The 25712-nt window shown below is 63.2% G+C and carries 21 protein-coding genes, 1 tRNA gene and 4 pseudogenes; 15 read left to right on the forward strand and 11 right to left on the reverse strand.

The genetic code is table 11. The annotated features are described in order from the left end of the window. Positions 1 to 52: 52 nt before the first annotated feature. Positions 53 to 1732 (reverse strand): putative bifunctional diguanylate cyclase/phosphodiesterase, encoded by a 1680-nt coding sequence (locus BG023_RS07930; protein ID WP_233992955.1) that lies wholly within the window; start codon positions 1730 to 1732, stop codon positions 53 to 55. A gap of 151 nt (positions 1733 to 1883) precedes the next feature. Here BG023_RS07930 and BG023_RS07935 point away from each other — a divergent pair, with 151 nt between their 5' ends. Continuing rightward, complete coding sequence (locus BG023_RS07935; protein WP_069309978.1) at positions 1884 to 2291, forward strand: EVE domain-containing protein; 408 nt, start codon at positions 1884 to 1886, stop codon at positions 2289 to 2291. Positions 2292 to 2396: 105 nt separating this feature from the next. On the opposite strand, the gene BG023_RS07940 is transcribed toward BG023_RS07935, so the two are convergent. Further along, positions 2397 to 4088 (reverse strand): thiamine pyrophosphate-binding protein, encoded by a 1692-nt coding sequence (locus BG023_RS07940; RefSeq protein ID WP_069309979.1) that lies wholly within the window; start codon positions 4086 to 4088, stop codon positions 2397 to 2399. A 179-nt stretch (positions 4089 to 4267) separates the two neighbouring features. Between BG023_RS07940 and BG023_RS07945 the strand changes: the two genes are divergently transcribed. Beyond that, positions 4268 to 4459, forward strand: a complete 192-nt coding sequence (locus BG023_RS07945; protein WP_069309980.1) for a hypothetical protein — start codon at positions 4268 to 4270, stop codon at positions 4457 to 4459. On the opposite strand, the gene BG023_RS07950 is transcribed toward BG023_RS07945, so the two are convergent. Then, positions 4456 to 5772 carry an MFS transporter gene (locus tag BG023_RS07950; protein ID WP_069309981.1) on the reverse strand — a complete coding sequence of 439 codons (1317 nt, stop codon included), beginning with the start codon at positions 5770 to 5772 and terminating at the stop codon, positions 4456 to 4458. The two genes, BG023_RS07945 and BG023_RS07950, sit on opposite strands and share 4 nt — an antisense overlap. Before the next feature lie 150 nt (positions 5773 to 5922). On the opposite strand from BG023_RS07950, the gene pgsA reads away from it, so the two are divergent. Both pgsA and BG023_RS07960 read left to right on the forward strand, forming a co-directional pair. Then, on the forward strand, positions 5923 to 6531 hold the full coding sequence (gene pgsA, locus BG023_RS07955) for a CDP-diacylglycerol--glycerol-3-phosphate 3-phosphatidyltransferase (RefSeq protein ID WP_069311207.1): 609 nt from the start codon (positions 5923 to 5925) through the stop codon (positions 6529 to 6531). A 289-nt stretch (positions 6532 to 6820) separates the two neighbouring features. Then, positions 6821 to 7321, forward strand: coding sequence for a hypothetical protein (locus BG023_RS07960; protein ID WP_150122825.1), 501 nt, complete (start codon positions 6821 to 6823; stop codon positions 7319 to 7321). 141 nt (positions 7322 to 7462) lie between these two features. On the opposite strand, the gene BG023_RS07965 is transcribed toward BG023_RS07960, so the two are convergent. From BG023_RS07965 to BG023_RS07980, 4 genes are all read right to left on the reverse strand, one after another. Then, positions 7463 to 8479, reverse strand: coding sequence for an SRPBCC family protein (locus tag BG023_RS07965; protein ID WP_069309983.1), 1017 nt, complete (start codon positions 8477 to 8479; stop codon positions 7463 to 7465). A 40-nt stretch (positions 8480 to 8519) separates the two neighbouring features. Then, positions 8520 to 9416 (reverse strand): hydrogen peroxide-inducible genes activator, encoded by an 897-nt coding sequence (locus BG023_RS07970; RefSeq protein WP_069309984.1) that lies wholly within the window; start codon positions 9414 to 9416, stop codon positions 8520 to 8522. A 10-nt stretch (positions 9417 to 9426) separates the two neighbouring features. Continuing rightward, on the reverse strand, positions 9427 to 10650 hold the full coding sequence (gene rnd / locus BG023_RS07975) for a ribonuclease D (RefSeq protein ID WP_069309985.1): 1224 nt from the start codon (positions 10648 to 10650) through the stop codon (positions 9427 to 9429). A 204-nt stretch (positions 10651 to 10854) separates the two neighbouring features. Beyond that, the gene (locus tag BG023_RS07980) at positions 10855 to 11814 is read right to left on the reverse strand and encodes a hypothetical protein (protein ID WP_069309986.1); all 960 of its coding nucleotides are present in this window, start codon (positions 11812 to 11814) and stop codon (positions 10855 to 10857) included. Between the two features lie 160 nt (positions 11815 to 11974). On the opposite strand from BG023_RS07980, the gene aspS reads away from it, so the two are divergent. From aspS to BG023_RS15070, 7 genes and pseudogenes are all read left to right on the forward strand, one after another. Further along, positions 11975 to 13771, forward strand: a complete 1797-nt coding sequence (aspS, locus tag BG023_RS07985) for an aspartate--tRNA ligase (protein WP_069309987.1) — start codon at positions 11975 to 11977, stop codon at positions 13769 to 13771. 124 nt (positions 13772 to 13895) lie between these two features. After that, complete coding sequence (locus BG023_RS07990) at positions 13896 to 14132, forward strand: acyl carrier protein (RefSeq protein WP_017666217.1); 237 nt, start codon at positions 13896 to 13898, stop codon at positions 14130 to 14132. Between the two features lie 135 nt (positions 14133 to 14267). Further along, entirely contained in the window at positions 14268 to 15527 is a 1260-nt protein-coding gene (fabF, locus tag BG023_RS07995; RefSeq protein WP_069309988.1) for a beta-ketoacyl-ACP synthase II, read from the forward strand. A gap of 13 nt (positions 15528 to 15540) precedes the next feature. Next, on the forward strand, positions 15541 to 16497 hold the full coding sequence (gene mltG / locus BG023_RS08000; RefSeq protein ID WP_069311208.1) for an endolytic transglycosylase MltG: 957 nt from the start codon (positions 15541 to 15543) through the stop codon (positions 16495 to 16497). A gap of 6 nt (positions 16498 to 16503) precedes the next feature. Continuing rightward, entirely contained in the window at positions 16504 to 17034 is a 531-nt protein-coding gene (locus BG023_RS08005; protein WP_069309989.1) for a 2'-5' RNA ligase family protein, read from the forward strand. Between the two features lie 115 nt (positions 17035 to 17149). Then, a tRNA-Met gene (locus BG023_RS08010) sits at positions 17150 to 17226 on the forward strand. A 177-nt stretch (positions 17227 to 17403) separates the two neighbouring features. Continuing rightward, positions 17404 to 17547 (forward strand): annotated as a pseudogene (locus tag BG023_RS15070) (Arm DNA-binding domain-containing protein); the annotation flags it as partial. Here the strand turns inward: BG023_RS15070 and BG023_RS08015 are convergent. From BG023_RS08015 to BG023_RS08025, 3 genes and pseudogenes are all read right to left on the reverse strand, one after another. After that, a pseudogene (locus tag BG023_RS08015) lies at positions 17535 to 18329 on the reverse strand (HAD-IC family P-type ATPase); the annotation flags it as partial. The pseudogenes BG023_RS15070 and BG023_RS08015 overlap by 13 nt on opposite strands. Positions 18330 to 18393: 64 nt before the next feature. Next, positions 18394 to 18954: a recombinase family protein gene (locus BG023_RS08020; RefSeq protein ID WP_004213255.1), complete on the reverse strand. Its 561-nt coding sequence runs from the start codon at positions 18952 to 18954 to the stop codon at positions 18394 to 18396. A 170-nt stretch (positions 18955 to 19124) separates the two neighbouring features. After that, entirely contained in the window at positions 19125 to 19547 is a 423-nt protein-coding gene (locus tag BG023_RS08025) for a MerR family transcriptional regulator (RefSeq protein WP_062348314.1), read from the reverse strand. A gap of 76 nt (positions 19548 to 19623) precedes the next feature. Here BG023_RS08025 and BG023_RS08030 point away from each other — a divergent pair, with 76 nt between their 5' ends. The 4 genes and pseudogenes from BG023_RS08030 to BG023_RS08045 all read left to right on the forward strand — a co-directional run. Then, a complete protein-coding gene (locus tag BG023_RS08030) occupies positions 19624 to 20019 on the forward strand; it encodes a mercuric transporter MerT family protein (RefSeq protein ID WP_014072602.1) in 396 nt (131 codons plus the stop codon). 36 nt (positions 20020 to 20055) lie between these two features. Further along, the gene (locus BG023_RS14505; RefSeq protein ID WP_017503487.1) at positions 20056 to 20361 is read left to right on the forward strand and encodes a heavy-metal-associated domain-containing protein; all 306 of its coding nucleotides are present in this window, start codon (positions 20056 to 20058) and stop codon (positions 20359 to 20361) included. 79 nt (positions 20362 to 20440) lie between these two features. Beyond that, positions 20441 to 21817, forward strand: a complete 1377-nt coding sequence (merA, locus tag BG023_RS08040; protein WP_021222959.1) for a mercury(II) reductase — start codon at positions 20441 to 20443, stop codon at positions 21815 to 21817. 91 nt (positions 21818 to 21908) lie between these two features. Further along, a pseudogene (locus BG023_RS08045) lies at positions 21909 to 24500 on the forward strand (Tn3 family transposase); the annotation flags it as partial. Here BG023_RS08045 and BG023_RS14510 read toward each other — a convergent pair. Beyond that, positions 24499 to 25059, reverse strand: a pseudogene (locus BG023_RS14510) (efflux RND transporter permease subunit); the annotation flags it as partial. The pseudogenes BG023_RS08045 and BG023_RS14510 sit on opposite strands and share 2 nt — an antisense overlap. Positions 25060 to 25712: the final 653 nt, after the last annotated feature.

Genomic DNA, 25712 nt, shown 5'->3' on the forward strand with positions numbered 1-25712 from the left:
TATGCACGGCAGGCCCGCTCGTCCAGCCCTGCGGGCGAACGGAAGTTGCGGGTCAGCTGCGGCGCAGGCGGTGCGGCGCGCCGACTTCGCCGGTGACAGCCTCGGCGGGAGCAGGGTTTGCGGTCGCAGCAGTCTGCAAACGTGCCCGCACCCCGTCGGCATCTTCGGGCTGCCCGTAGAGATAGCCCTGCGCTTTCAGGCGGCCCATCGTCTTTAGAGCCTTGAGGATTTCCTCGTCCTCGACCCCTTCGGCGGTGAGCGGCATTTCGAGCCCGCGGCACATCGAAACGATCGCCTCGACGATGTTCGATTGGCGGGTGGGGTTGCGCAATTCGCTGATGAAGCTGCGGTCGATCTTGATCCGGTCGAACGGCAGCTGGCGCAGCTGTTCGAGGCTCGAGTAGCCGGTGCCGAAATCATCGAGGCTGATCTGCACACCCTGGTTGCGCAAGCTGGTGATCATCGTGCGCACCAGCCCCATGTTTTCATGGAGGCAGCTTTCGGTGATCTCGATCTCCAGCCGCTTGGGCGGGAAGTTGGTTTCGACCAGCAGCTTGAGCAGGCGCTGGGCAAACCACGGGTCGCGCAGCTGCACGGGCGAGATGTTGACCGACAGGGTCAGGCTGTCGTCCCATTCGCGGGCATCGCGGAAGGCCTGTTCCATCAGCGATTCGGACAGGGCGTTGATCACGCCGATGTCCTCGGCGATGGGCACGAAGATATCCGGCCCGATCAGCCCCAGATGCGGAGAGCGCCAGCGTGCCAGCATCTCGAACCCGACCAGCGCACCGGTTTCGACGTCGATCTGCTGTTCGTAATAGGGCACGAATTCGCCCAGCGGGATGCCGCGCCGGATCCCGGTTTCCAGTTCGTTGCGGAACCTCAGCTCGTGCTCCATGCTCGCCTCGAACCAGAAGTAGCGGTTCCGCCCTTCCTTCTTGGCCTGATAGAGCGCCATATCGGCCTGATGCATCAGTGTATCGGCATCGACTTCGCCGCCGATCCGACCGTTGGCGTCATGATCGGCAGCAAGGCCAATCGATGCCGTCATCTCGATCGTCGCGTTGGGTAGCTCGAACGGGGTCGACAATTGCTCGAACAGGCGGATCACCAGATCATCGATGCGCTCGCGCTGTGTCGGCGGATAGGCCATGACGAAGGCGAATTCATCGCCCCCGAGGCGCGCCAGACGGGTGCCGCGCGGCAGCAGCGAGCAGATGCGTTCGCTCAGCATTACCAGCACTGCATCCCCGGTGCTGTGGCCGTGCATGTCGTTGATCTGCTTGAAGCGATCGACATCGATCATGCAGTAAAGCAGCGCCTCGCCGCGTTCGGTGGCGCGGGCGCGCAGGCTCTGGGTGGTGTCGATCATGCTGCGGCGGTTGAGGCAGCCGGTCAGCGGATCGGTAGCGGCCAGCGTGCGGGCGCGTTCCTCGGCGCGGCGGCGCTCGGCGATTTCGCGGGTCAGTTCGCGGTAGCGCCGCCAGCCGAATATGATCAGCGCGACATTGAGCAGCAGGGCATTGACCAGCAGCACATCGGGCTTGCTGCCATTGCCCAGCATCATCTCGACCGCTCTGGGCAGCACTGTACCGCCGGTGCCAACCAGCAGAATGATTGCGGCAGCCGCAATCCCCATCGCGATGATGTCGTGCTCTGCAGCTTCCAGCGGGTTGTTTGGCTCGTGATCGGTCAAAATCGAGTGCCCCATGCGAACAGTGCCGACGGGCATTGCCCCCCTGCAACCTAAGGGCTTTCTTGCAGACCAACCTAAATTTCGGGTTAATTCGGTTAGCAACGGCCCTGTCCCGAATTGAGGGCTTGGCGGGCGCGCGCGTGAGCGGCTAACGCGGGCGCGCGATCAACAGGGAGCCCGCTGCGTCATGGCCTATTGGCTGATGAAATCCGAACCGTTCAAATACAGCTGGGACGATCTCGTCGCCGAGGGCGAGGGCACGTGGGACGGAGTGCGCAACTACCTTGCGCGCAACAACCTGATGGCGATGCAGGTCGGGGACGAGGCCTTTTTCTACCACTCGCGCGAGGGGCTGGAGATCGTCGGCATTGCCGAGATTACCGTTACCGGGATCGGCGATCCTACGGATGAAACCGGCAAGTGGGCGGCGGTGAAGCTGAAGGCCAAGCGCAAGTTCGCGCACCCGGTTACGCTGGCTGCGATCAAGGCCGAGCCGCGGCTGGCAGAGATGCAGCTGATCCGCCTGTCGCGGCTTTCGGTGTGCGCGGTGACCCCCGCCGAGTGGCAAGTGATCTGCGAGATGGCGCAGGGCTGACCCCCCCGATGTTCCACGTGGAACATCCACGCTTTGGGGGCCTAAGGGGGGTCTAGAGGGGGTCTAGCAGGGACCTAAGGGGGGTCTGGAACGCGCCCCGAAGCCTCAGCCTACCGCTTTCGCCCGCGCCCGCAGCCCGCTGATCGTCGCCCCGCTCGCCGCGATCCGTTCGAGATCGGTCATGGCGTGGATCATCCTGAGGCCGGTGCGGCCCTTGGCCTCGTCCAGCGCGGCGATGAATTCTGCGGTGGTTTCGACCCGCGTGCTCCATGCGCCATAGGCCTTGCCGAGCTGCGCGAAATCGGGGTTCACCAGCGTGGTGGCCGAAACGCGGCCGGGATATTCGCGCTCCTGATGCATCCGGATCGTGCCGTAGGCGCCGTTATCGATTACCACCACGATCATGTTCGCACCATATTGTGCGGCGGTGGCGAGCTCCTGCCCGTTCATCATGAAATCGCCGTCCCCCGCCACGGCGACCACGGTGCGATCCGGGAAGCGCAGCGCCGCAGCAACCGCCGCCGGCACACCGTAACCCATCGCCCCGCAGGTCGGCGCGAGCTGGCCCGGATAGGCCGCATAGCGCCAGTAGCGGTGCCACCAGCCGGCGAAGTTGCCCGCGCCGTTGCAGATCATCGTATCGGCAGGCAGGCTCGCGCGCATCGCCGCAACACAGGTGCCGAGATCGATGGTCGCATCCGAGGCTGCAGGGGTCGCCCATTCGAGCCATTCGCGGTGCGCCTCGCCCCCGGCATCGAAGGCGATCACCCCGTCATCTTCCCACAGCGCGGCGCATTCGGCAAATTCGTCCACCCCGCAGCACAGCGCCAGATCGGTGCGATAGACGCGCCCCAGCTCTTCGGGATCGGGGTGAATGTGGACCAGCAGCTGCCCGGGATGTTCGAGGCTGGGGACGGTATAGCCGTCGGTCGTCGCTTCCCCCAGCCGCGCGCCCACTGCGATGACGAGATCGGCGTTCTTGATCCGCTCGACCAGCTTGGGGTTGGGGCCATAGCCGAGGTTTCCGGCATAGACCGGGCTATCGGGCGCAATCGCGTCCTGTCGGCGGAAGGCGGTGGCGACCGGCAGGCCGATCCGTTCCGCAAATTGCTGGAAATAGGTGCGCGCCTTGGCGTTCCAGCCCGCGCCGCCGATAATCGCAACCGGGCTGGCGGCGTCGGCAATCAGATCGAACAGCGCCTGCATCGCATCGGGGCAGGCAGCCTGCGCCGGACGGGCGACGAAGGGGCGGGGGGCGAGCGCGGCGGGCACCTGCTCGACCAGCATGTCTTCGGGCAGCGCAATCACCACCGGGCCGGGCCGCCCATTGATCGCCACGGCATAGGCGCGGGCGATATATTCGGGGATGCGCGCCGGATCATCGATCCGCGCCGCCCACTTGCAGATGGGGCCGAAGAACGCGGCGAAATCGACTTCCTGAAAGCCCTCGCGCCCCTGCATGTCGCGCGCCACATCGCCGACGAACAGGATCATCGGCTGCGAATCCTGATGTGCGACATGGACGCCGATACTGGCGTTGGTCGCGCCGGGGCCGCGGGTGACAAAGGCCACGCCCGGACGGCCGGTTCCTGCCGCCTGCATCGCGCCATCGGCACAGGCCATGAACGCAGCGCCGCCTTCCTGACGGCACACCACTACGTCGATCTCCGGCCGGTCGGGCAGGGCATCGAGCACGGCGAGGAAGCTTTCGCCTGGGACGGTGAAGATCCGCTCGCAGCCTTGTTCGGCAAGGCAATCGACCAGCAGCGCGGCAGCGCTACGCGTTGAATCAGGCACGTCTCATTCTCCCGTCGTCTGACAGCGGCCTCTACAGCCGTGCGCGAGACGGCGCAAACCCGTGCTGATGGTTAAGCACCACCGGGTTTGTCCCATGCTGCGACACGTCCGGCGGCGGCTGTTCCAAACAGTTAAGAAAGTCTTAAAACGGCTCTTAACAAGATAAGGAGAGTCGTCCGATGCGTCGCAATCTGGTTCTCACTGACGAGAGCGCCCGCCACTGGTTCCGGGCGATGCTGCCGCCGCATGTGAAGCGCGATCTTCTGTCGATCCCTGCCGAAGACCTTTGGCGCCTGACGCTGTCGGACGTGCGCGGCTTTGCCAGCGTCTATGTCGCCGCCACCGCCGCGATTCTCGTCTTTATCGTCTAGGCGTTTTCCGGGTCGCGCAGCGCCTCGGTGGCGTGGAGCTTGCGCGAAAGCCGCGCCGAGAGCGCGCACAGGATCAGGCTGACAAGCACCTGTTCCTCGAGCGGAATGCCGAGATAGCCCAGCGCACCTGCCGCTCCTGCGCCCACCACCATGTAGATCGACGAGACGAAGTTGTTCGCCGCGACCGAGCGCGAGGCTTCGCTCTTGTCGACGCGGGTGGTGAGGAAGGCGTAGAGCGGCACCACAAACATGCCGCCGGCAACCGCGATCAGCAGCAGGTTGGCGGTGATCGCCAGCGCGAGCGGCTGGGCGAGGAATTCCCAGACCGTGAACAGCTCGCCCGCAGGGGTGAGATCCCACATCTTGCACAGCGCATAGAAGCTGATCAGCAGGACGGCCATCACGATCACCGAACGCGCCGAATAGCGCGCCGAGATATCGCCCTTGAGCAGCGCGTTGATCGATACCGATCCGATTGCGATGCCGGCCGAAAAGGCCACCAGCAGCACGGCGGCGACCTGCTTGTCGGCCAGCAGCACGTTCTTGGCGAGCGGGATGAACTGCACCGAAAGGATCGCCGCAATCGTCCAGAAATAGCTGATCGCCAGCACCGAATAGCGCAGCTCGGGATTGCTCATGGTGAAGGTGATGAGCGATTTCGACGCGCGGATCGGGTTCCAGTCGACCTTGTTCTCTTCGCTTTGGGCGGGAGCAGGCGGCACCCAGCGGCACACCATGTAGCCCACCACTGCCACCAGAATGACCCCGACGATGCTCCACATGATCGGCATCACCCCGCCCAGGATCATGCCCGCGAGGATCGCCACGTAAGTTCCCGCCTCGACCAGTCCGGTGCCCGCCAGCACTTCGTCTTTCTCGAGATGCTGGGGCAGGATCGCGTATTTGATCGGGCCGAAGAAGGTCGAATGCACGCCCATCGCGAACAGCGCGACGAACATAAGCGGCATGGCGATTGTCTCGATCGCCATGCCCCGCGCGGCAAGCACCAGCCCGGCCGCGCCGACGCACATGATGATGATCTCGGCAAACTTGATCCAGCGGATGATCTTGGTCTTGTCGCGCATGTCGGCAAGCTGGCCCGAGGTCGCGGAAAAGAGCACGAAGGGCAGCACGAACAGCGCCGTCGCAAGGCCGCTGATCATGGTCTCGGTCTCGGGCGAATCGTAGACCTGATAGACCACGAACAGGACCATCGCGTTCTTGTAGAGATTGTCGTTAAACGCATTGAGCAACTGGGTCAGGAACAGCGGCAGAAAACGCCGCTGGCGCATGAGGTTGGTCGATGTGGTCATGCGGTGATGTGCCAGTGCTTCCCGTTGTCGGTGTGACGGACATAGCGAAGGGCGGCTCATGCACAAGTGCGTGCAATCGATAGCATTGCGTCGGGGATGATTGGCGCGAGGGGTTTTGCGCCGCGTCCGGGCGCGCTAGACGGGTTCACCATGTCGAGCCTGCCGAACATCCTCACGCTGTCGCGCATCTTCGCGGTGCCGCTGCTGGCCTTCTTCCTGTGGTGGCCCGAATGGCGGCTGGGATACCTGATCGGTTTCGTGCTCTACTGCGTGATCGCCATCACCGATTTCTTCGACGGCTATCTCGCCCGCTCGCACGGGACGGTGTCGAAGCTCGGCGTGTTCCTCGATCCGATTGCCGACAAGATCATGGTTGCCGCGGTCATTCTGGTGCTGACCGCGCAGGGCTATCTGCGCGGGCCTTATGTGGGCGATATCCACGTGATTGCCGGATTGGTGATCCTGGTGCGCGAGATCGCGGTGTCGGGCCTGCGCGAGTTTCTGGGCGGGATCCAGGTCTCGGTTCCGGTTTCCAAGCTCGCGAAGTGGAAGACGACTTTCCAGCTTGTATCGCTCGGCGCGCTGATCCTCGGCGGCGCGGTGCATGGTGCGCCGTGCCAGGCGGTGGGCGAGGCTTGCGGCACGCTCGCCCAGAGCTGGGTGCATCTGGTCGGCCTCGTATCGCTGTGGGCAGCGGCGGTGCTGACATGCGTGACCGGCTGGGATTACCTGCGCGTCGGCCTGAAGCACATGGACTGAACGCCGAGTCGAAGGCCTCCCCGCGCCATTGCGGCGCTTTTCCTGCCGCCCGCGAAGCTGCGCCACATCAAGCGCTTGATCGGACGCACGAGGCGCCTGCACGGCGCTGCCCTAAAATTGCCACGATTTGGGCGGCATATTCCCGCCACAGCAAGTTCCGCAGGCTTGCTGGAACGATCGACCTTAATCTCCTCGCGCATAACGGTCGCACGAAGCCGATAATGGTCGCCTGAAAACTGCGAAGGTCTTTTTGGCCGATCATCCCGTCGAAACTCGAAAGGATGATGGCATGACTACCAAAGGAAAAATCGCTACCCTGTTGTTGGGCGCCACTGTGTTTGTGGCAGCGCCTCTGGCTCCCGCTTCGGCGGATGATGGCGACGATATCGTCGTCAGCTCCACGTCCGCGATGGACAAGTGGCAACAGGCCACCACGGCCCGTCTCGACCGGGCGATGCGCCGGGGCGACCCCCTGCGCACCGATACCGGCAATTCGATCGTCCAGATCACCTTCACCCGCGGCCCCGACGGCAAGCCCGCCAATCCGCAGTTCTACAACGGTGAGGGAAGCTGGATCGAACGCCGGATCGCCAAGCAGGCGGTGATGAGCCTCGACAATCTCGATGAGGTGCCGGTCAAGCGGGCGGGTGAGGTGCGCTTTATCGCGAACCTGATCTTCGCCGAGGACTATCGCAGCCTCAACAAGCTGCGTGGTCGCTTGCTGACGATGGAAAGCGCGCGGGTGGCCGCAAAGGACGAGCGCAGCACTTACATCGCTCTGGGTTACTGACCCACCGCTGCCCGGTTTCGTCTGCCCCGACAGACGAAAGGCTCCAGTGCCGTGTTGCCGTTGCTGCGGAGATGCGGCGATGCGACGCTGGAGCACTGGGCGGGCGGGCGCGGCATCTACCGCAAGGCCGGATGATCGCGCTTACCGTCCGCTCGCCTCGGCGCGGGCCTTGATGATGGCAAGCACGTTATCGTGCACATCGCCGAGCATCTGTTCCCCCCATAGCCCCGCATACCAACCCAGGCGGCTGCGCATGCGGTAGGTGGTGGCAAGGCTCACCCGCACACCGCCGCCCGCCAGCGGCGTCAGCGTGTAGCCACCATGCGAAATCTTCAGCATCGGGCCATCGGGCGAAATGTGGTGGTCGGTGTAGTCCTGCACCGAGGTATCGGGGAAGGCGAAGTGCCAGCCGATCGCCTTGCCGGGAACCAGCGTGGTGACGCGCTCTTCGAAGCGGATATCCTCGCCCCAGCGGCCCACCCGCACCAGCGCGCCATCGCGCCGCTCCAGCCGGGCTTCGGCAGGGCGCGGGATGCCGGCGACATTGTGGGTGAAGGTGGCAAGGCCCTCATCCGCGCGCACGGCTGGAATCGACAGCAGCAAAGGCCAGACATCTTGCGGTGCGGCGGCGATCTCGACTGATCGCACCACGGTGCGGGTCTGCCATTCGGGCGGGCTGGCTTCCTCGGCATAAAGCAGCGCGAAGGGCAGGGCGAGCAGGCCGATGACCTGCACCCGCGTCGTGCTGTCCTCGTCGCCGCGGCGTTGCTGGTGGCGGCGGATCATCCATGTGGCCAGCCCCCCGCCGAGCCCTGCCGCGAGCCAGAACGGCAGCACCATGATGATGCAGACCAGCCCTTCGGCGCCCGCAAAATGCATCAGCGGGAACAGCACGGCGAAGATCAGCAGCGGGGCAAAGATGCAGCCGTAATGCGAATAGACCTGCATCCCCGCGCCCGTGATCAGCGCCCCGATCGCGAAGGGGAAAATCACCATGAAGGCGATGCCCGAATAGGATGTCTCGAGCGCGCCGGTATTGAGCAGCACGAGGCCGCCCAGCAGCAGGGCGAGCATGGCGAGCAGGAAGCCGCCGCCGGCGCGCTCGGACGGACGGCCGTCAAAGCGATAGGGAAGGGGCTCCTGATCGGGCTCGGTCACGTCCGGGACTTATCCCGCTTCGCCTGTCCGAACAACAGCTTCACCCCGCCCGCAGTTCCTCTGCCAGCAGCGCGAAATCCGGTTCGCGCGGGGAGTTCTTGCGCCATGCGAGCACGATTTCGCGCTTGGCGGTGGGGCTGTCCACGGGCCGCGCGACCACATCGGTGCCGGCGAGGATTCCCGCCTTCAGCGCCATTTCGGGCAGCATGGTGAGGCCGAGGTCGTTGTCGACCAATTGCACCAGCGTATGCAGCGAGGTGCCGATCATCGCCGCGCTGGCCCGCAGCTCGCTGCGCGAACAGGCCGCCAGCGCGTGATCGCGCAGGCAATGGCCATCTTCGAGCAGCAGCAGCCGTCCCTGATCGATCATCTCGGGCTTGATGCTCGCCGGAGGATCGCGCGGGTCGTCCTTGGGGAAAGCGATGAACAGCCGGTCGTCGGAAATATGCGCGATCGCGGCATCGCCGGTGTCGAAGGGCAAGGCCAGCAGCACGCAATCGACCCGCCCGTGGTGGAGCGATTCGAGCGCGTCGTGGCTGGTTTCCTCGCGCAGCATCAGCTTCAGTTCGGGCCGCTCGCGCTTGAGGCGCGGCAGGATGCGCGGCAGCAGGAAGGGCGCGATGGTAGGGATCACGCTCATCCGCAGTTCGCCCGAGAGCGGCTTGCCCGAGGCCTGCACCAGATCGGCCAATTCCTCTGCCTCGCGCAGCAGGCGGTTGGCCTTGGCCACAACCTGCTCGCCCAGCGCAGTAAAGCGCACCACGCGGCGCGACCGTTCGACCAGCGTCACGCCGAGCAGCGATTCGAGCTCGCGGATGCCCGCCGACAGTGTCGATTGCGACACGAAGCTGGCATCGGCGGCCTTGCCGAAATGCCCGTGCTCGTGGAGCGCAACGAGATATTGCAGCTGCTTGATGGTGGGGAGGTAGGTGCTCACCCCGAAACGCTCATTCAGCCGCCAGCTTGTCGGGCTGTTCCGGTTCTTCCGGTTCAGCCGGGGGCAGCACATCGTCGATGTGAGTCATTTTGAGCCGCCCCTTCTCGACCGCGAAGGCGAGCTTGCCTTCGACCAGATCGAGCGCGTCCTTGCCGAACACCTCGAACCGCCAGCCATCAAGCACCGGAAGGTTGCGGACCCCGGCGGCCAGCGCTTCCATTTCCTCGGCGCGGGTCAGCAGGCGCGGGGCGACGTCGATTTCGCGCGCTCGGATCTTGAGCAGCAGCTTGAGCAGATCGGCAACCAGCGCGCCTTCCTTGCCCAGCGGCGCGCCGCGCTCCGCCTTGTCCGGCATTTCGTCCTTGGGCAGGGGTTCGGCCTCGGCCAGCACCTTCATCAGGCGCTTGCCAATGTCATTGTCCTTCCACGCCGGCGAAAGCCCGCGCACCTTTGCGAGATCGGCCTGCGTCTTGGGCGGGTGGCTGGCGATATCGGCCAGAGTCTCGTCGCGCATGATGCGGCCGCGCGGGATGTTCTTGTGCTGCGCCTCGCTCTCGCGCCATGCGGCGAGCGCCTTCATCCGGCCGAGCACCTGCGGATTGCGGCCCGGCTGGCGGATGCGCTTCCACGCCACGCCCGGATCGGTGAGGTAGTTCGACGGATCGGCGAGCTTTTCCATCTCGGCATTGAGCCACACGCCGCGCCCGGTCTTGATCAGCTTTTTCAGGATGCGCGGGAAGATCGTGGCGAGGTGGGTGACATCGCCGATCGCATATTCGATCTGGCGGTCGGTCAGCGGACGGCGGCTCCAGTCGGTAAAGCGCGCGCCCTTGTCGATGGTGAGACCCATCCAGGTTTCGACCAGGTTGGCATAGCCGATCTGTTCGGACTGGCTGATCGCCATCATCGCGATCTGGGTGTCGAAGATCGGGTGCGGAGTCTTGCCGGTCAGGTTGACGATGATTTCGACGTCCTGCCCGCCGGCGTGGAAGACCTTGAGCACGTCTTCGTTGTTGCACATCAGATCGAGCAGCGGGGTGAGGTCGATGCCTTCCGCCATCGGATCGATCGCGGCGGCTTCCTCGCTATTGGCGATCTGCACCAGGCAGAGTTCGGGCCAATAGGTGTTCTCGCGCATGAATTCGGTGTCGACCGTGACGAATTCGGACTTCGCAAGGCGGTCGCAGAGGTCGGAGAGAGCCTCGGTGGTGGTGATCAGTTCGTGTATTTTCATGTCTACTTCGCATGTCGCAGGCGGAGTGCCGCCCTCGGGATTGCTCCCAGTTGCGCCCGTGCCGTTTGGTCCGGCATCGGGCTTGCCCTGTTGGCGCGCGGGGCGGCGGGGTGAACCCGGCCAGCCGCGTGATGCGCGCCCTAGCGCCATAGGCCGAAAATGGAAACCGCATAAGCGCCGTCGGAGCGCTTTCGCACAGTTTCGCTAGCGCCGTTTGCGCAGATAATCGGCCAGAGCACTGGCCGCGAGGTTGCCGAGCGCGGGCAGGACATCCTTCGGCTTGCGCACGTCGCGCAGGCTCTGCTCCGCCAGCCGGGCGAAGTCGCTGAATTCGGGGTGTTCCTTCAGAAGATCGTCAATCGAAGGACGCTCGCGGTGCGCGCGCCTTGTCGAACTTGCGGTGTCGCCGTTCCCTGCGCCCGTATCGGCGGACTGGTTCGGGTGACCCCCAGGCCGTTGGCTCTGGCGGACAAAGGGACGCGCTTCGTCGGCCGACATCACCGGCGCATCGAAGAACGGGAAGTCCTCGTTGCTGCCGACCAGCACGGCGAACGGCGCGGGGAGACCCTTTGTGCGGATGGTATCGCGCACCGCCAGATGCAGGATGATCGCCGAGGCGCAGGCAGCAAGCACATAGATATCGCCTGCCGCATCGTCGCTGTCGCCCGGAATGCACGCCAATCGTATCGCGCCGTAAAGCTGCCCCATGCCGCTGACTGCGATCGCATTATCGATGTGGGTGAAGCCACCCTGCCATTCCGAGTATGAGCCGGAATATCCAGCCAGAATCTGCTCGCGCGAGGCGGTCGAGAAATGGACGATGTCCATGTCCTCGTAGTAGTTGGTCTCCAGCACCGGATCGAGATGGCCGTTGGCGTCGGGCTCGTGGCCGAAGTGACCGGGCCAGCTGAAGTCTATCCCGATGGCCGTGATGTCTCCCTCGAAGTCTGACACGCCGGCCAGCCTGTCCCAGCCGTGCAGTCGGACCTGCCCGGGGTCGAGCGTTAGCGCGAGGCTAGCGAGGCGCGAACCGGCGGCCGCGAACGGCTCGAGCGCGCGTCGCACCTGCGCCAGTGCCGCATCGGGCTCGCCCCGGCGCAGCATGGTCTCGAGTTTGTCACTGAAGGCACGCTGTTCGTTGCGGTCTGCAAAAGCCCGTTGCATCCTGAGGGTCTCCGTTGGTCATCGCATGCCATAGAGCCTGCGGCTTTCCATAGGGTTACGATCATCCCGCCGCTTGCGTGCACACCCCCACTGGATTTGTGTGCCCCTCTCGCCTAGAGGCGCGCCAACACTTTCCTGCAGTTTCGGAATCTTACCACCTATGCACCCCTATCGCACGCACACCTGTGCACAGCTTTCTTCGGATCACGTTGGCGAAACCGTCCGCCTGTCGGGCTGGATCCATCGCAAGCGCGACCACGGCGGCGTGCTGTTCATCGATCTGCGCGACCATTACGGCATCACCCAGATTGTCGCGGATAGCGACAGTCCGGCGCTGCCCGTGCTCGAAGGCCTGCGTGTCGAAAGCGTCGTGACCATCGAAGGCGAAGTGAAGGCGCGCGTGGCCGAGACGGTCAACGCCAACCTTGCCACCGGCGCGATCGAGGTCTTTGCGCGCGGCGTTACGGTGCAGAGCGCGGCCGAAGAGCTGCCGATGCCGGTTGCCGATGAGCAGCCGTACCCCGAGGATATCCGCCTCAAGTACCGCTTCCTCGATCTGCGCCGCGAGACGCTGCATCGGAACATCATGACCCGCGTGGCGGTGATCGCCGACATGCGTCAGCGGATGAACGCGGTCGGCTTCAACGAGTTTTCGACCCCGATCCTTACGGCTTCCAGCCCGGAAGGCGCGCGCGACTTCCTCGTGCCGAGCCGCATCCACACCGGCAAGTTCTACGCGCTCCCGCAGGCGCCGCAGCAGTACAAGCAGCTGCTGATGGTCGCCGGCTTCGACCGCTATTTCCAGATCGCGCCGTGCTTCCGCGACGAAGACCCGCGCGCTGACCGCCTGCCGGGCGAATTCTACCAGCTCGATCTCGAAATGAGCTTCGTCACGCAGGAAGAAGTGTGGGAGACGATGGAGCCCGTCATTCAGGGCACCTTCGCGGCCTTCGCGGGCGACAAGAAGGTCACCCCCGCCGGTGAATTCCCGCGCATCCCCTATGACGAGGCTATGCTGAAGTACGGCAGCGACAAGCCCGATCTGCGCAACCCGCTGATCATCAGCGATGTCTCGCAGCACTTCACCACGAGCGGCTTCGGCCTGTTCGAAAAGATCGTCGGCGGAGGCGGTGTCGTCCGCGCGATCCCCGCGCCTGCCACCTACGAGAAGAGCCGCAAGTTCTTCGACGACATGAACGACTGGGCGCGCAAGGAAGGCTATGCCGGCCTCGGCTACGTGACCCGCAAGGGCGGCGAGTTCGGCGGGCCGATCGCCAAGAACCACGGCACCGAAGGCATGGCTGCGCTCTATGCCGAGCTTGGCCTGGGCGAGAACGACGGCCTGTTCTTCGCCGCGGGCAAGGAAGCCGACGCCGCCAAGCTGGCGGGTGCTGCACGCATCCGCGTGGGCGAGGAACTCGGCCTGATCGACGAAAACGCCTTCGCGCTGTGCTGGATCGTCGATTTCCCGTTCTACGAATGGAACGAGGACGAAAAGAAGGTCGATTTCAGCCACAACCCCTTCTCGATGCCGCAGGGCGGGATCGATGCGCTGAACGGGCAGGACCCGCTGACGATCAAGGCCTATCAGTACGATCTCGTCTGCAACGGCTATGAAATCGCCTCGGGCTCGATCCGTAACCACAAGCCCGAAACGATGGTGAAGGCGTTCGAAATCACCGGTCTTACCCAGGCCGATGTGGAAGAGCGCTTCGGGGGCATGTACCGCGCATTCCAGTACGGCGCGCCGCCGCATGGCGGGATGGCCGCGGGCGTGGACCGTATCGTGATGCTGCTGTGCGGCGTGAAGAACCTGCGCGAAATCTCGCTGTTCCCGATGAACCAGCGCGCAGAAGACCTGCTGATGGGAGCGCCGAGCCCGGCCGAACCGCGCCAGCTGCGCGAACTTTCGCTGCGTGTCGTCGAGCCGCCGAAGACCGGCGGCGCGGGGGCCTGAACCTTTCACCGGGCCTGATTGCGCGTCGCCGCTGTGGGGCGCGCCTCAAGCCCACTTGCACTTGCCCGCGCCGTTCTTTAGGGCGGGGGCGAAATTACCCAACCCCAATTCAAGAGGGATTATCATGAGCGATACTGCCGACCGGGTGGCCAAGATTGTCGTCGAGCATCTCGGCGTCGAAGCTGACAAGGTGACCCAGGATGCGAGCTTCATCGACGATCTGGGCGCTGACAGCCTCGACATCGTCGAACTGGTGATGGCGTTCGAAGAGGAATTCGGCGTCGAAATCCCCGACGATGCGGCCGAAAAGATCACCACCGTTGGTGACGCGACCAAGTACATCGAGGAACACAAGGGCTAATAGCTCATCTATCCCGTTCGCCCTGAGTATGTCGAAGGGCCGTCTCTCCGGTACGTGCCGGCAGGGAAACGAATACGGGGCTTCGACAGGCTCAGCCCGCATGGGTTGAGCCTGTCTGCGTTTGGGAGATCATGAATGCGCCGTGTGGTTGTAACCGGGCTTGGCCTTGTCACCCCGCTGGGGGGCGATGTCGAAACGACGTGGGCCAACCTGATCGCGGGCGAGAGCGGGGCGGGGCAGATCACCCGTTTCGACACCTCCGATCAGAAGTGCACCATCGCCTGCGAAGTGAAGCCCAAGGATCACCCCTGGGGCTTCGACGCTGACAAGCGCGTCGATCACAAGATCCAGCGCCAGGTCGATCCCTTCATCGTCTATGGCATCGATGCCGCAGGGCAGGCGCTCGAAGACGCCGGTCTGACCGACATGACCCAGGCCGAGAAGGAGCGCACCGGCTGCTCGATCGGTTCGGGCATCGGCGGGCTGCCGGGCATCGAGATCGAGAGCGTCAACCTCCACGAACGCGGTCCCGGCCGGGTTTCGCCGCACTTCGTGCACGGGCGTCTGATCAACCTCATCACCGGACAGGTGCAGATCAAGTACGGCTTCATGGGCCCGAACCATGCGGTCGTGACGGCGTGCTCTACCGGCGCGCACTCGATCGGTGACGCTGCACGGATGATCGCGATGGACGATGCCGACATCATGCTGGCGGGCGGGGCGGAAAGCACCATCAACCCGCTCGGCATTGCCGGTTTTGCCCAGGCGCGCGCGCTCAACATGAGCATGAACGACCGCCCGACCGAAGCCAGCCGCCCCTATGACCGCAACCGTGACGGCTTCGTCATGGGCGAAGGCGCGGGCGTGGTCGTGCTCGAGGAATACGAGCGCGCCAAGGCGCGCGGCGCGAAGATCTACGCCGAAGTCACCGGCTATGGTCTGTCGGGCGATGCCTATCACGTCACCGCCCCGCACCCCGAAGGCAAGGGCGCGGAACTGGCGATGCGGATGGCGCTGAAGAAGGCTGGCCTCGGCCCGGGCGATATCGATTACATCAACGCCCACGGCACTTCGACCATGGCCGACACCATCGAACTCGCCGCGATCAAGCGGGTGCTGGGCGAAGGGCTGAGCGGGGCGTCGATGTCCTCCACCAAGTCGGCCATCGGCCACCTGCTGGGCGGCGCCGGCGCGGTGGAAGCGATCTTCTGCATCCTCGCGATGCGCGACCAGATCGTCCCGCCGACGCTCAACCTCCACGATCCCGACGATGGCACCGAAGGCATCGACCTTGTGCCGCTCAAGGCGAAGAAGCGGCAGGTGCGCGCGGTGCTGAACAACAGCTTCGGCTTCGGCGGCACCAACGCCTCGATCATCATGCAGAAGGTCGACTGACACCGTGAAGGCCGTGCGCAATCTCGCGCTGATTGTGCTCGGCCTCGTGGTTGCGGGGCTTGTGCTGGCGTCGACCTTCATGGGTTCGGCGACCATTACCAAGGATACGAACTTCACCATTCCGGCGGGGGCTTCGGTCTCCTCGGTGGCGGGCAAGCTGGAGGCTGAGGGGCTGATTTCCTCGGCCTCGGGCTTCGTCCTGCAAGCGCGCATCTTCGGCTCGGATGCGCCGATCCAGGCGGGCGAGTTCATGCTCACGCCCGATATGAGCCAGGGCGATATCCTCGACGCTTTCCAGTCGGGCGACGTTATCCGCCGCTTCGTCACCGTGCCCGAAGGCATGCCCTCGATCCTCGTGTGGGAACGGCTGATGGCCGAGCCGCTGCTGACCGGCGAGGTCGACGTGCCGCCCGAAGGCTCGATCCTGCCCGATACCTACGCCTTTGAACGCGGCCAGTCGCGCAAGAGCCTTGTCGAACAGATGCAGGCGGCGATGGACAAGGCGCTGGCCGAGGAATGGGCCAAGCGCCGCTCCGGCATCGCGGTCGACACGATGCGCGATGCGCTGATCCTCGCCTCGGTGGTCGAGAAGGAAACCGGCAAGCCCGAAGAACGCCGGATGGTGGCCGGGCTCTATTCCAACCGGGTCAGGATCGGCATGAAGTTGCAGGCGGACCCGACGATCATCTACCCGATCACCAAGGGCAAGCCGCTGGGCCGCCGCATCCGCCAGTCGGAAATCGCTGCGGTCAACGGCTACAACACCTATACCAAGGTTGGCCTGCCGGAAGGCCCGATCACCAATCCGGGGCGCGACAGCATTGCCGCCGTGCTCAACCCCGAGGCGACCAGCGCGCTCTACATGGTGGCCGACGGCACCGGCGGGCACTGGTTCGCCAGCACGCTGGCCGAACACAACGCCAATGTGGCGAAGTGGTATGCGATCCGTAGAGAGCGTGGGGAAATGTAAGGCCCGGTGGCCGACCCCTTCATCCTCACCGCAGCCTTGCCGCCCGACCTCGCGGGCTTTGCCGAAGGCCTGCGCCGCGCCCATTATCCGCCCGAGCGCAACCACCTCCACGCCCACGTCACGCTGTTCCATTCGTTCGCGCCTTCGCTGCTGGACGAGCTCAGCGATTTCATCCCCCGCATCGCCGCCGAATTCGCCGCCCCCCAAGGCGCTGTGAAAGGGGTGATGGATCTGGGGAAGGGCACCGCCATCGCGCTTGAGGCGCCGCAGCTGCTCGCCCTGCGAGCCGGGATCGCCGAGCATTTCCACGGCAGCCTGACCGCGCAAGACCTGCACGAACCGCGCCCGCACATCACCATCCAGAACAAGGTCCCGAAGGACGAAGCGCGCGCGCTCCAGGCGAGCCTGCATCCGGTGCTCGCGCCGTGGATCGCCAAGGGGTGGTTCACCTTCCCCGCGCTGGAGCTGTGGCGCTATCGCGGCGGGCCGTGGGAGCGGGTCAAGACCTGCGCTTTCCGCGGGCACGAACGGCTCTGACAGAACCGGCGCAACGAGGGCTTGACCCCGCCCGCCGCCCGCCCTAATTGCCCGCCTCGCCCGGGCCGACACCCGGAGCCGAATCCGGCTGCTTGTGCCCGCCGGATGCCCATGGGGCGGAGTAGCTCAGCCGGTTAGAGCAGCGGAATCATAATCCGCGTGTCGGGGGTTCGAGTCCCTCCTCCGCTACCATAGGCCTTTCCGGAAGCTTCCGAATGCTTCCGCATTTTTCCAATAATCCAACAGAAAGCAGAGGGTTGCGGGTGATTCGCGTCCGCATGCGTCCATGGCCTTCCACATGCAGCCAGATTTGGTGTGGGGGTATTTTGGGGGTATTTTCGCGGAGTATCGGAAAGGAGCGATACCCCCATGCCTCTCACAGAGAACCAAGCGAAGAATGCCAAGCCGCTGGAGCGCGCTTACAAGCTAGCCGACAGCGAAGGTCTGTTTCTGCTCGTCCAGCCGAACGGCGCGAAACTTTGGCGGATGAAGTACCGCTTTGCAGGCAAGGAGACCCGTTCGAAACGGTCGGTAAAGCGCTGCGTCGGGGATTTTTGCGTCTCCGCTTCGCTCACCATCTTCACAACTTTCGCGAGCGCGCTTTCACTGGAGCGGCGCGTCACCTCAATCTCGATCGCGCCGCTGCCATTGATCGTACCGGCAAATACCCGGCTTTGCGGATCAACCATATCGGGCTTGGCGCGTGCGGCGACCACGTCGGCTACCGGTATCTTGTCGACCGGGATGCTTTCGCCGGTAACGGGCGCCTGGTTGATCGCGCTCGATCCCTTCAGAACGAAGCCGTCGGCGGGCAAGCGCTCGTTCGGACGCACGATGACGATGTCGCCGACCACCAATTGTTCGACGTCGATTTCGCTGGTCGCCCCATCGCGGCGCACCGTTGCGGTCTCAGGGGCGAGCTTCGCCAGGGCTTCAATTGCCTTCTTGGCACGGCCCATGGCATAATGCTCCAGTGCGTGTCCGAGACTGAACAGGAACAGGAGTAGTGCGCCTTCGGCCCACGCCCCCAAGGCGGCTGCCCCGGCGGCGGCGACCAGCATCAGGGTGTCGATCTCGAACTTCTTCAACCGAAGGTTGTCAATCGCCTCGCGCAGCGTGAAGAAACCACCGAAAAAATAGGCTGCCATATAGCAGGCGGTCGGGAGCCAAGCGGGCGCACCGGCTATCAGCTTCTCAATTGCGAAGCCGATTCCCAGCAGCGCGCCGCAGGCGAGGGCAAAGATCAGTTCAGTGTTGTGGCCCAGAAAATCAGCGTGGCTGTGATCGTGACCATCACGGCGTCACCTCAAGCTTTGTACGCTGAACAACGATTTTCCGGACATAATGTGAACATTGGTGTCAGGCAGCGGCGCGAAGGTACTGGTAGAGGGTTTCGCGGCTGATGCCCATGTCGCGCGCGATGGTCGCCTTGCGTTCACCGGCGGCAACGCGGCGGTGCAGATCGGCAATCATCTCATCCGAGAGCGACCGTTTCCGCCCCCGATAGGCGCCGCGCTGCCGAGCGATCGCAATGCCTTCGCGTTGCCGTTCGCGGATCAGGGCGCGCTCGAACTCAGCAAACGCACCCATGACCGAGAGCATCAGATTGGCCATCGGGGAGTCCTCCCCCGAGAAGGACAGGCTTTCCTTCTCAAACTCGATCCGGATACCTCGCTTGGTGAGGCCCTGGACCAGCTTGCGCAGGTCATCCAGATTGCGGGCCAACCGATCCATGCTGTGGACGACGACGGTATCGCCTTCGCGGGCGAAAGTGAGCAGAGCCTCAAGCTGGGGGCGGTTGACGTCCTTGCCCGATGCCTTGTCGGTGAAGGTCCGATCGAGCGACTGACCTTCCAATTGGCGATCCACATTCTGATCGAACGTGCTGACCCGGACATAGCCGATCCGTTGCCCCTTCACTGCGCACTCTCTCCATCAAAATGTCAGGTTGAAATCTATGATACGCAACGACATTCGTCAACAAATTCCGTTTAGTACCCTAATCTGACAGAAACCGCGGTAGCGCCCTGACGTCCGGTTAGGCTATACTCCAAGCTGACATCACAAAATCAAATCCCTCAAAGATGGCGTCAATTGCCTTGATGGGGTAAAAACTGGAGTGCTTCCAGGATGGGACATTCGGCAACGTCATCTCCAGTGCATCTGGCTAACGTGGTCGCCAGCGTCACCGCTATCTTCTGCAAATCTGCAATGCGGCGGCGGACATCTTCAAGGTGGAGTTCGGTTCTCGCCATAACCTCCGCGCAGGTTTGTGCACCGGTATCGGTGAGCGACAACAATGACCGTATCTCATCCATTGCATAGCCAAGGTCGCGCGCGCGCAGGATGAACTGCAACCTTTGCACCAGTTCCGGCGAATAGACGCGGTAGCCGTTGGAACTGCGAGGCGGCCCCGGCAGCAATCCCACCTTCTCGTAATAGCGGATGGTTTCGAGATTGCAGCCTGTTTTCCGGGCAAGCTGGGCACGCAAGATGCCGACCTGTTGCTCCATGAAAATACCTCTTGAGTCTGTAGTGGCTACAGAGCCTACACTGCGAATCACTCAGTTGGAACAAGGGATTCAAGCCATGGTCTCAACGCCGGAAGCGGGACAGCCAGCCCTCACCGAAAACCACGAGCCGAAGCAGGCAAACTGGGTTGCGGCGGGCGCATTGATCGGCGCGGGGCTCGCCTCGGCTTGCTGCGTCGTCCCGCTACTGTTGGTTATGCTCGGAATTTCCGGCGCGTGGATCGCCAACCTGACGGCGCTCGAACCTTACAAGCCCTATGTCGCAGGCGTAACGCTCGCGCTGCTCGGCTACGGCTTCTGGCATGTCTATTTCAAGCCGAAACCGCCCTGTGAAGACGGTTCCTACTGCGCTCGTCCACAATCGGCTTGGACCACCAAGGCGGTGCTGTGGCTGGGCCTTGCCGTCGCCATCCTGGCGCTCACCATCGACTGGTGGGCACCCTGGTTCTATTGAAAGGAAATACCCATGAAAAAGACAGTATGTATCGCTATGGCCGTGCTGGCTATGGCTGGCGGCGGGGTCGCCTATGCAGTTAGTGGCACGGCGCAAGATCGCCCCGCGGCTACCGCAACCGCTCAGAAGCAAACCACCTTTGCCATAGAGAACATGACCTGCGCCACCTGCCCGATCACCGTGAAGAAGGCGATGGAAGGCGTCGCCGGGGTAACGGCGGTCACGGTCGATTTCGCAGCCAAGACCGCGCGCGCAACCTATAACCCGCGCCGCACCAATGCTGCTGCGATTGCCGCTGCATCAACCAACGCGGGTTATCCGGCGCGCGCTATTCAAAACTGAGCGGGGCGCCGCCAGCGCCTCAAGAAAGCGATAAGCAATGAACGACTGTTGCAACCGCCCCGGGCAGGAAGGATTTGACGTGGCCGTCATCGGCGCGGGTTCTGCCGGGTTCTCCGCCGCGATCGCCGCTGCCGATCTGGGCGCGAAAGTGGCGCTCGTCGGTCACGGCACGATTGGCGGCACCTGTGTCAATGTTGGCTGCGTTCCTTCCAAGACGCTGATCCGCGCCGCCGAAGCGGTGCATGGTGGGCTTGCCGCCGCGCGCTTTCCCGGCCTTGGGGGCGCTGTCCAGATGGATGACTGGTCCGTATTGGCGGCGTCGAAGGACGATCTTGTCACGACGCTGCGCCAAAAAAAATATGTCGATCTGCTGCCCGCCTATGACGGTGTGAGCTATATCGAGGGCAAGGCACGCTTTGCCGATGGTGCGCTGATTGTCGGCGATGCGCCCATGAAGGTCGGCAAGGTCATATTGGCGATGGGTGCGCACGCCGCCGTGCCGCCGATTCCGGGGATGGACAGCGTGCCCTACCTAACCAGCACATCGGCGCTGGCGCTGGATCGCTTGCCCAAATCGCTGCTGGTGATCGGTGGCGGGGTGATCGGGGTAGAACTGGGACAGATGTTTTCGCGTCTGGGCGTTGATGTCACCATCTGCTGCCGAAGCCGCCTGCTCCCCGAAATGGACCCGGAAGTGAGTGCCGCGCTGAAAAACTATTTGGAAGCCGAGGGCGTGCGGGTTTGCGCAGGTGTCGGCTATCAGCGTATCGCCCAAACACAGAGCGGGGTCGAATTGACCTGCGAGGGGCATTGTGACACCGTCGCGGCGGAACAGGTGCTCATCGCCACCGGACGCCGACCCAATAGCGACGGGCTTGGGCTGGAGGAGCGCGGCATAGTGCTTGCCCGTAATGGTGGAATCGTCGTCGATGACCACCTCGAAACGTCGGTTCCAGGCATTTACGCGGCGGGCGATGTAACGGGACGGGACCAGTTCGTCTACATGGCCGCCTATGGCGCAAAACTGGCCGCGCGCAACGCGGTGACGGGCAACCAATACCGCTACGACAATTCCTCCATGCCATCCGTCGTCTTCACCGACCCGCAAGTCGCCAGCGCCGGCCTCACTGAAACGACAGCACGGGCGCAAGGCCTGGACATCAAGGTTTCGCTGCTCCCGCTCGATGCTGTGCCAAGGGCACTGGCAGCACGCGATACGCGGGGTCTCATCAAACTGATTGCCGACAAGGCGAACGACCGTTTGCTGGGCGGCCAGATCATGGCACCCGAAGGCGCGGATTCGATCCAGACACTGGTGCTGGCGATCAAACACGGCATGACCACCCTGGAATTGGGTGCAACGATATTTCCTTACCTGACCACTGTGGAAGGCCTCAAACTGGCGGCCCAAACGTTTGATAAGGATGTCGCCAAACTGTCTTGCTGCGCCGGGTGATTGCTCGGGGATCAACCGGCAACGAATGGCCTCCCTCCAGTGCAAGCCGCTTTGGTGTCAATTTTGTTATTCGCCTCAGCGGGAGAGCGAAATGGCACGACGCCGACTTCTGACCGGAGACGAGCGCCGGCGCCTGTTCGATCCTCCTGTCCAAGAAACCGCGATCATTGGGCATTATACCCTTTCTGCGGAAGATGTTGAATTGGTTGGGCGCCGCTATGGTCCAGCAAATCGCCTCGGTCTGGCTGCACAAATCGCTTTGATGCGACATCCCGGCTTTGGTCTGCAACCCGAGATCGGGCTTCCCGACGTCATTCTTCAGTACCTCGCGGCACAGTTATTCGTCGATCCTTCCTCCTTCTCTGCATATGGTCAGCGCGCGCAAACCCGTACCGATCATGCCGATCTCGTGGCGCGTTATCTTGGCATACGCCCGTTTCGACGCGGCGACCTGGCACTTGCCCTGAATCTTGCCGCGCAAGCCGCCGAGTATACAGACAGAGGTGAACCGATTGTTCGCGCCCTCATGGTTGGCCTGAAGGGTGAGCGGTTCATTCTTCCGTCAGGCGACACACTGGAACGCGCCGGTCTTGCTGGCCGGGCACGCGCACGCAAAGCTGCCGCAGCCGCAATCGTCGAAGGCCTCAGCTCTGCTGAACTGACACGGCTAGACGAACTCGTAATCAACAACCCGGATTTCGGCATGACACCGCTGGCGTGGTTGCGTAATTTCGAAGAAGCCCCGACTGCGGCCAATATCAATGGCTTGCTTGAGCGCCTGCGCTATGTTCGCGGCATAGGTATCCACCCGGTAGTTGGGGGCGCCATTCCGGAATTCCGCTTTGCCCAATTTGTCCGCGAGGGCGGCGTGGCACCGGCATTCCTGCTTTCGGATTACAGCGTCAATCGCAGGCGGGCGACGTTGACGGCCGCAGTGATCGACCTTGAGGCCAGACTTGCCGATGGCGCGATCCAAATGTTTGACCGACTTATCGGCGGCATGTTCACGCGCGCGCGGCGTGGGCGCGAGCGTCGCTACCAAGATAGTATTCAGTCGGTGGGGCAACTCATGCGGCTGTTTGGCGCCACGATTACAGCACTTGATGAGGCTGTCCAGAATGGCGGCGATCCGCTCGAATTGATTGACGAAGCGGTGGGCTGGCACCGGCTTGTTGCGGCAAAGGCCCAAGTAGATGCCCTTGCTGATCTTGCCGGCGAGGACGCACTGGTAACGGCAACCGAGCGTTACGCCACGCTACGGCGTTTCAGCCCGGCATTTCTGGACGCCTTCACCTTCAAGGCGTCTGGAACAGGGACGGCACTGATCAAAGCCATCGATGTCATTCGCGATGCGAACACACGAAAGTCGCGCGACCTTCCCGATGGCGTTCCACTGCCATTCCCCAATCGGCAGTGGAAGCGTCTCATCACCGAAAGCGGCCGTATCGACCGCCGACGTTATGAAATTGCGATCATGGCAACCTTGCGTGATCGTTTGCGCGCCGGTGATGTATGGATCGAGGGAACCCGCAACTATCAGCGCTTCGATGCCTATTTGCTGGGTCGGCGCGACGCCGCCAAAGTGGCGGATGTGCTTCCGTTCGATTCAAATGCTGCATCCTACCTCGCTGACCGGGCACGAAATCTTGACTGGCGGCTGCGCCGATTTGCCAAGCAGTTGAAAACAAACAAGCTTGAGGGAGTGTCGCTCGAACGAGACCGGCTCAAGCTTCAGCAAATGCCGCCTGTCACCCCACCGGAAGCTGAAGCCCTCGATCGCAAGCTCGATACCCTGCTTCCCCGCGTGCGCATCACCGAGCTGCTGCTTGAAGTCGCCGAACGCACTGGTTTTTTGAACGCATTCCGTGACCTGCGCTCAGGCAAGGAGCACGACAACCCCAGCACGGTACTCGCCGCAATTCTGGCTGATGGCACCAACCTCGGGCTGGAGCGGATGGCCAATGCCAGCGAAGGCGTCAGCTATGCCCAACTCGCATGGACCCACAACTGGTATCTTTCACCCGAGAACTATCAGGCCGCGCTGGCCATGATCATCTCAGCCCATCACGAATTACCCTTCGCGCGGCATTGGGGCGCTGGCACCAGTTCGTCGTCCGATGGCCAGTTCTTCCGGTCGGGGCGGAGCCGTTCAGGGGCGGCGGACGTCAATGCCAAATATGGCGCCGAACCTGGCGTGAAAATCTATTCTCACCTTTCCGATCACTTCGCATCATTCGGATCACGGATCATGTCCGCGACGGCAGGTGAAGCGCCTTACGTGCTCGACGGGCTTGTCCTGGGCGCCGGCAACCTTCCGTTGCATGAGCACTATACCGATACCGGCGGCGCCACCGATCATGTTTTCGCACTCTGCCACCTACTCGGGTTCCGCTTCGCGCCCCGGCTGCGCGATATTGGCGACCGCAAGCTGGGTTCGATCGCTGCGCCATCGACATACAAGGGCATCGAAAATCTGATGGGCCGCACCATCAAAACGGCAGCGATCGAGGCCGATTGGGATGACATCGTCAGGATTGTCGCCTCAATCAAGGATGGCACGGTGGCGCCGTCAGTAATCTTGCGAAAACTTGCCGCCTACAAACGCCAGAACAGGCTGGATTTTGCATTGGCTGAACTGGGCCGTATCGAGCGCACTTTGTTCACGCTCGATTGGCTTGAACAAGCGAGGCCAGCTTCTGCACATCGGGCACTACAAGAAACTGCTTGGCATAGCCGCCGATCGAATCGACGCCGGCAAGGCCTGGGGTGCCCTTGAGCAGAGGGGTGACAATCCAGTCCTGTGCCGTTCGCAAATAGGTCGCCTTGTCGACTTCGGTCGTCAGCCGCTCACCCTCGGGCGTGATATAGCTACCGTCCGGCTGCTGGCCCGGTTCGCCCGGCTTGTGCTTGTCGTCATCGCGGTGGTCTAGCCGGACCGTGTACATGTACACTTCGCCCAAGCCGGTCGCGATCGGGCCCATTTCGGGGTTTACACCATCGGGGAGGTTTTCCTGCACCCCCTGCAACCGCTCACCCACCTGCTGGCGTGCGAAGTAGATGTCCGTGGAGTCGGAAAATACGGCCGTGATCTGGGCAAAGCCATTGCGGCTCAGGGATCTTGTGTATTCAAGACCCGGGGTCCCGGCGAGCGCCGTTTCGATCGGGAAAGAGACCTGCTTCTCGACCAGTTCGGGTGACAGCGCGGGCGCTCGGACGTTGATCTGCACCTGGTTGTTGGTGATAACCGATTGAGGGAACCCGGGCCTTGCCGGACATGTCCATCGTGCATCCCGATGTATCAGCCTTCATCGCGGAGCATTTGCACGCGGCGGCGTTCGCCACGTCATCGCTGATCCATACGCGGACAAGCGCCGGCGTTGTTGGTCTGGGCCCTAGTTGAGAGCGGGAGCGCCATTCCCAATGGCCGCCTTCAGGCGCATGGGCGGAAGCGGCAGAGACGGGGACTAGAAGCCCTATCGCAGCGGCGAGCAAAAGTCTTGTCTTCATGAGTATTTCCTTGCTTGAACGATTTGACCGCGCGCAGGCAAGCAGACGGGCCCGCAGCGCTACACCTCGGCTCAGGCAAGATTTGTAGGCGGCTCGGGCTCAGGACCGATAATGCGACCTATTAACGTGGCGACAGGCCTTCGCGCTGGAATCCAGGCGTGAAACAACATCGGCTCTGTGATCGGCAGCAAAGGAACCAGAGCCACCGGCACAGCGCAGCCCATCTTCGCAACGCATTCGGGCGTCATGCCTTCACAGGGCTTTTCGGGCTTATCCGGTTGAGCGACCCCCATCATCTCGGCGCAAACAGGATCCATCGCGCCAGCATCAGTGTTTTGATTAGCCCAGGTCAGGGGCATGCTGTTCGCGAACGCGGTTTCCTGGCCCA

Source organism: Porphyrobacter sp. LM 6, assembly GCF_001720465.1.
In the GTDB taxonomy this organism is placed as follows: Bacteria; Pseudomonadota; Alphaproteobacteria; order Sphingomonadales; family Sphingomonadaceae; genus Erythrobacter.

Coding starts and splice junctions, on each gene's coding strand:
- BG023_RS07930 (WP_233992955.1), bottom strand. CDS start 1,732: ATGCCCGTCGGCACTGTTCGCATGGGGCACTCGATTTTGACCGATCAC.
- BG023_RS07935 (WP_069309978.1), top strand. CDS start 1,884: ATGGCCTATTGGCTGATGAAATCCGAACCGTTCAAATACAGCTGGGAC.
- BG023_RS07945 (WP_069309980.1), top strand. CDS start 4,268: ATGCGTCGCAATCTGGTTCTCACTGACGAGAGCGCCCGCCACTGGTTC.
- BG023_RS07950 (WP_069309981.1), bottom strand. CDS start 5,772: ATGACCACATCGACCAACCTCATGCGCCAGCGGCGTTTTCTGCCGCTG.
- pgsA (WP_069311207.1), top strand. CDS start 5,923: ATGTCGAGCCTGCCGAACATCCTCACGCTGTCGCGCATCTTCGCGGTG.
- BG023_RS07960 (WP_150122825.1), top strand. CDS start 6,821: ATGACTACCAAAGGAAAAATCGCTACCCTGTTGTTGGGCGCCACTGTG.
- rnd (WP_069309985.1), bottom strand. CDS start 10,650: ATGAAAATACACGAACTGATCACCACCACCGAGGCTCTCTCCGACCTC.
- BG023_RS07980 (WP_069309986.1), bottom strand. CDS start 11,814: ATGCAACGGGCTTTTGCAGACCGCAACGAACAGCGTGCCTTCAGTGAC.
- aspS (WP_069309987.1), top strand. CDS start 11,975: ATGCACCCCTATCGCACGCACACCTGTGCACAGCTTTCTTCGGATCAC.
- BG023_RS07990 (WP_017666217.1), top strand. CDS start 13,896: ATGAGCGATACTGCCGACCGGGTGGCCAAGATTGTCGTCGAGCATCTC.
- fabF (WP_069309988.1), top strand. CDS start 14,268: ATGCGCCGTGTGGTTGTAACCGGGCTTGGCCTTGTCACCCCGCTGGGG.
- BG023_RS08025 (WP_062348314.1), bottom strand. CDS start 19,547: ATGGAGCAACAGGTCGGCATCTTGCGTGCCCAGCTTGCCCGGAAAACA.
- BG023_RS08030 (WP_014072602.1), top strand. CDS start 19,624: ATGGTCTCAACGCCGGAAGCGGGACAGCCAGCCCTCACCGAAAACCAC.
- BG023_RS14505 (WP_017503487.1), top strand. CDS start 20,056: ATGGCCGTGCTGGCTATGGCTGGCGGCGGGGTCGCCTATGCAGTTAGT.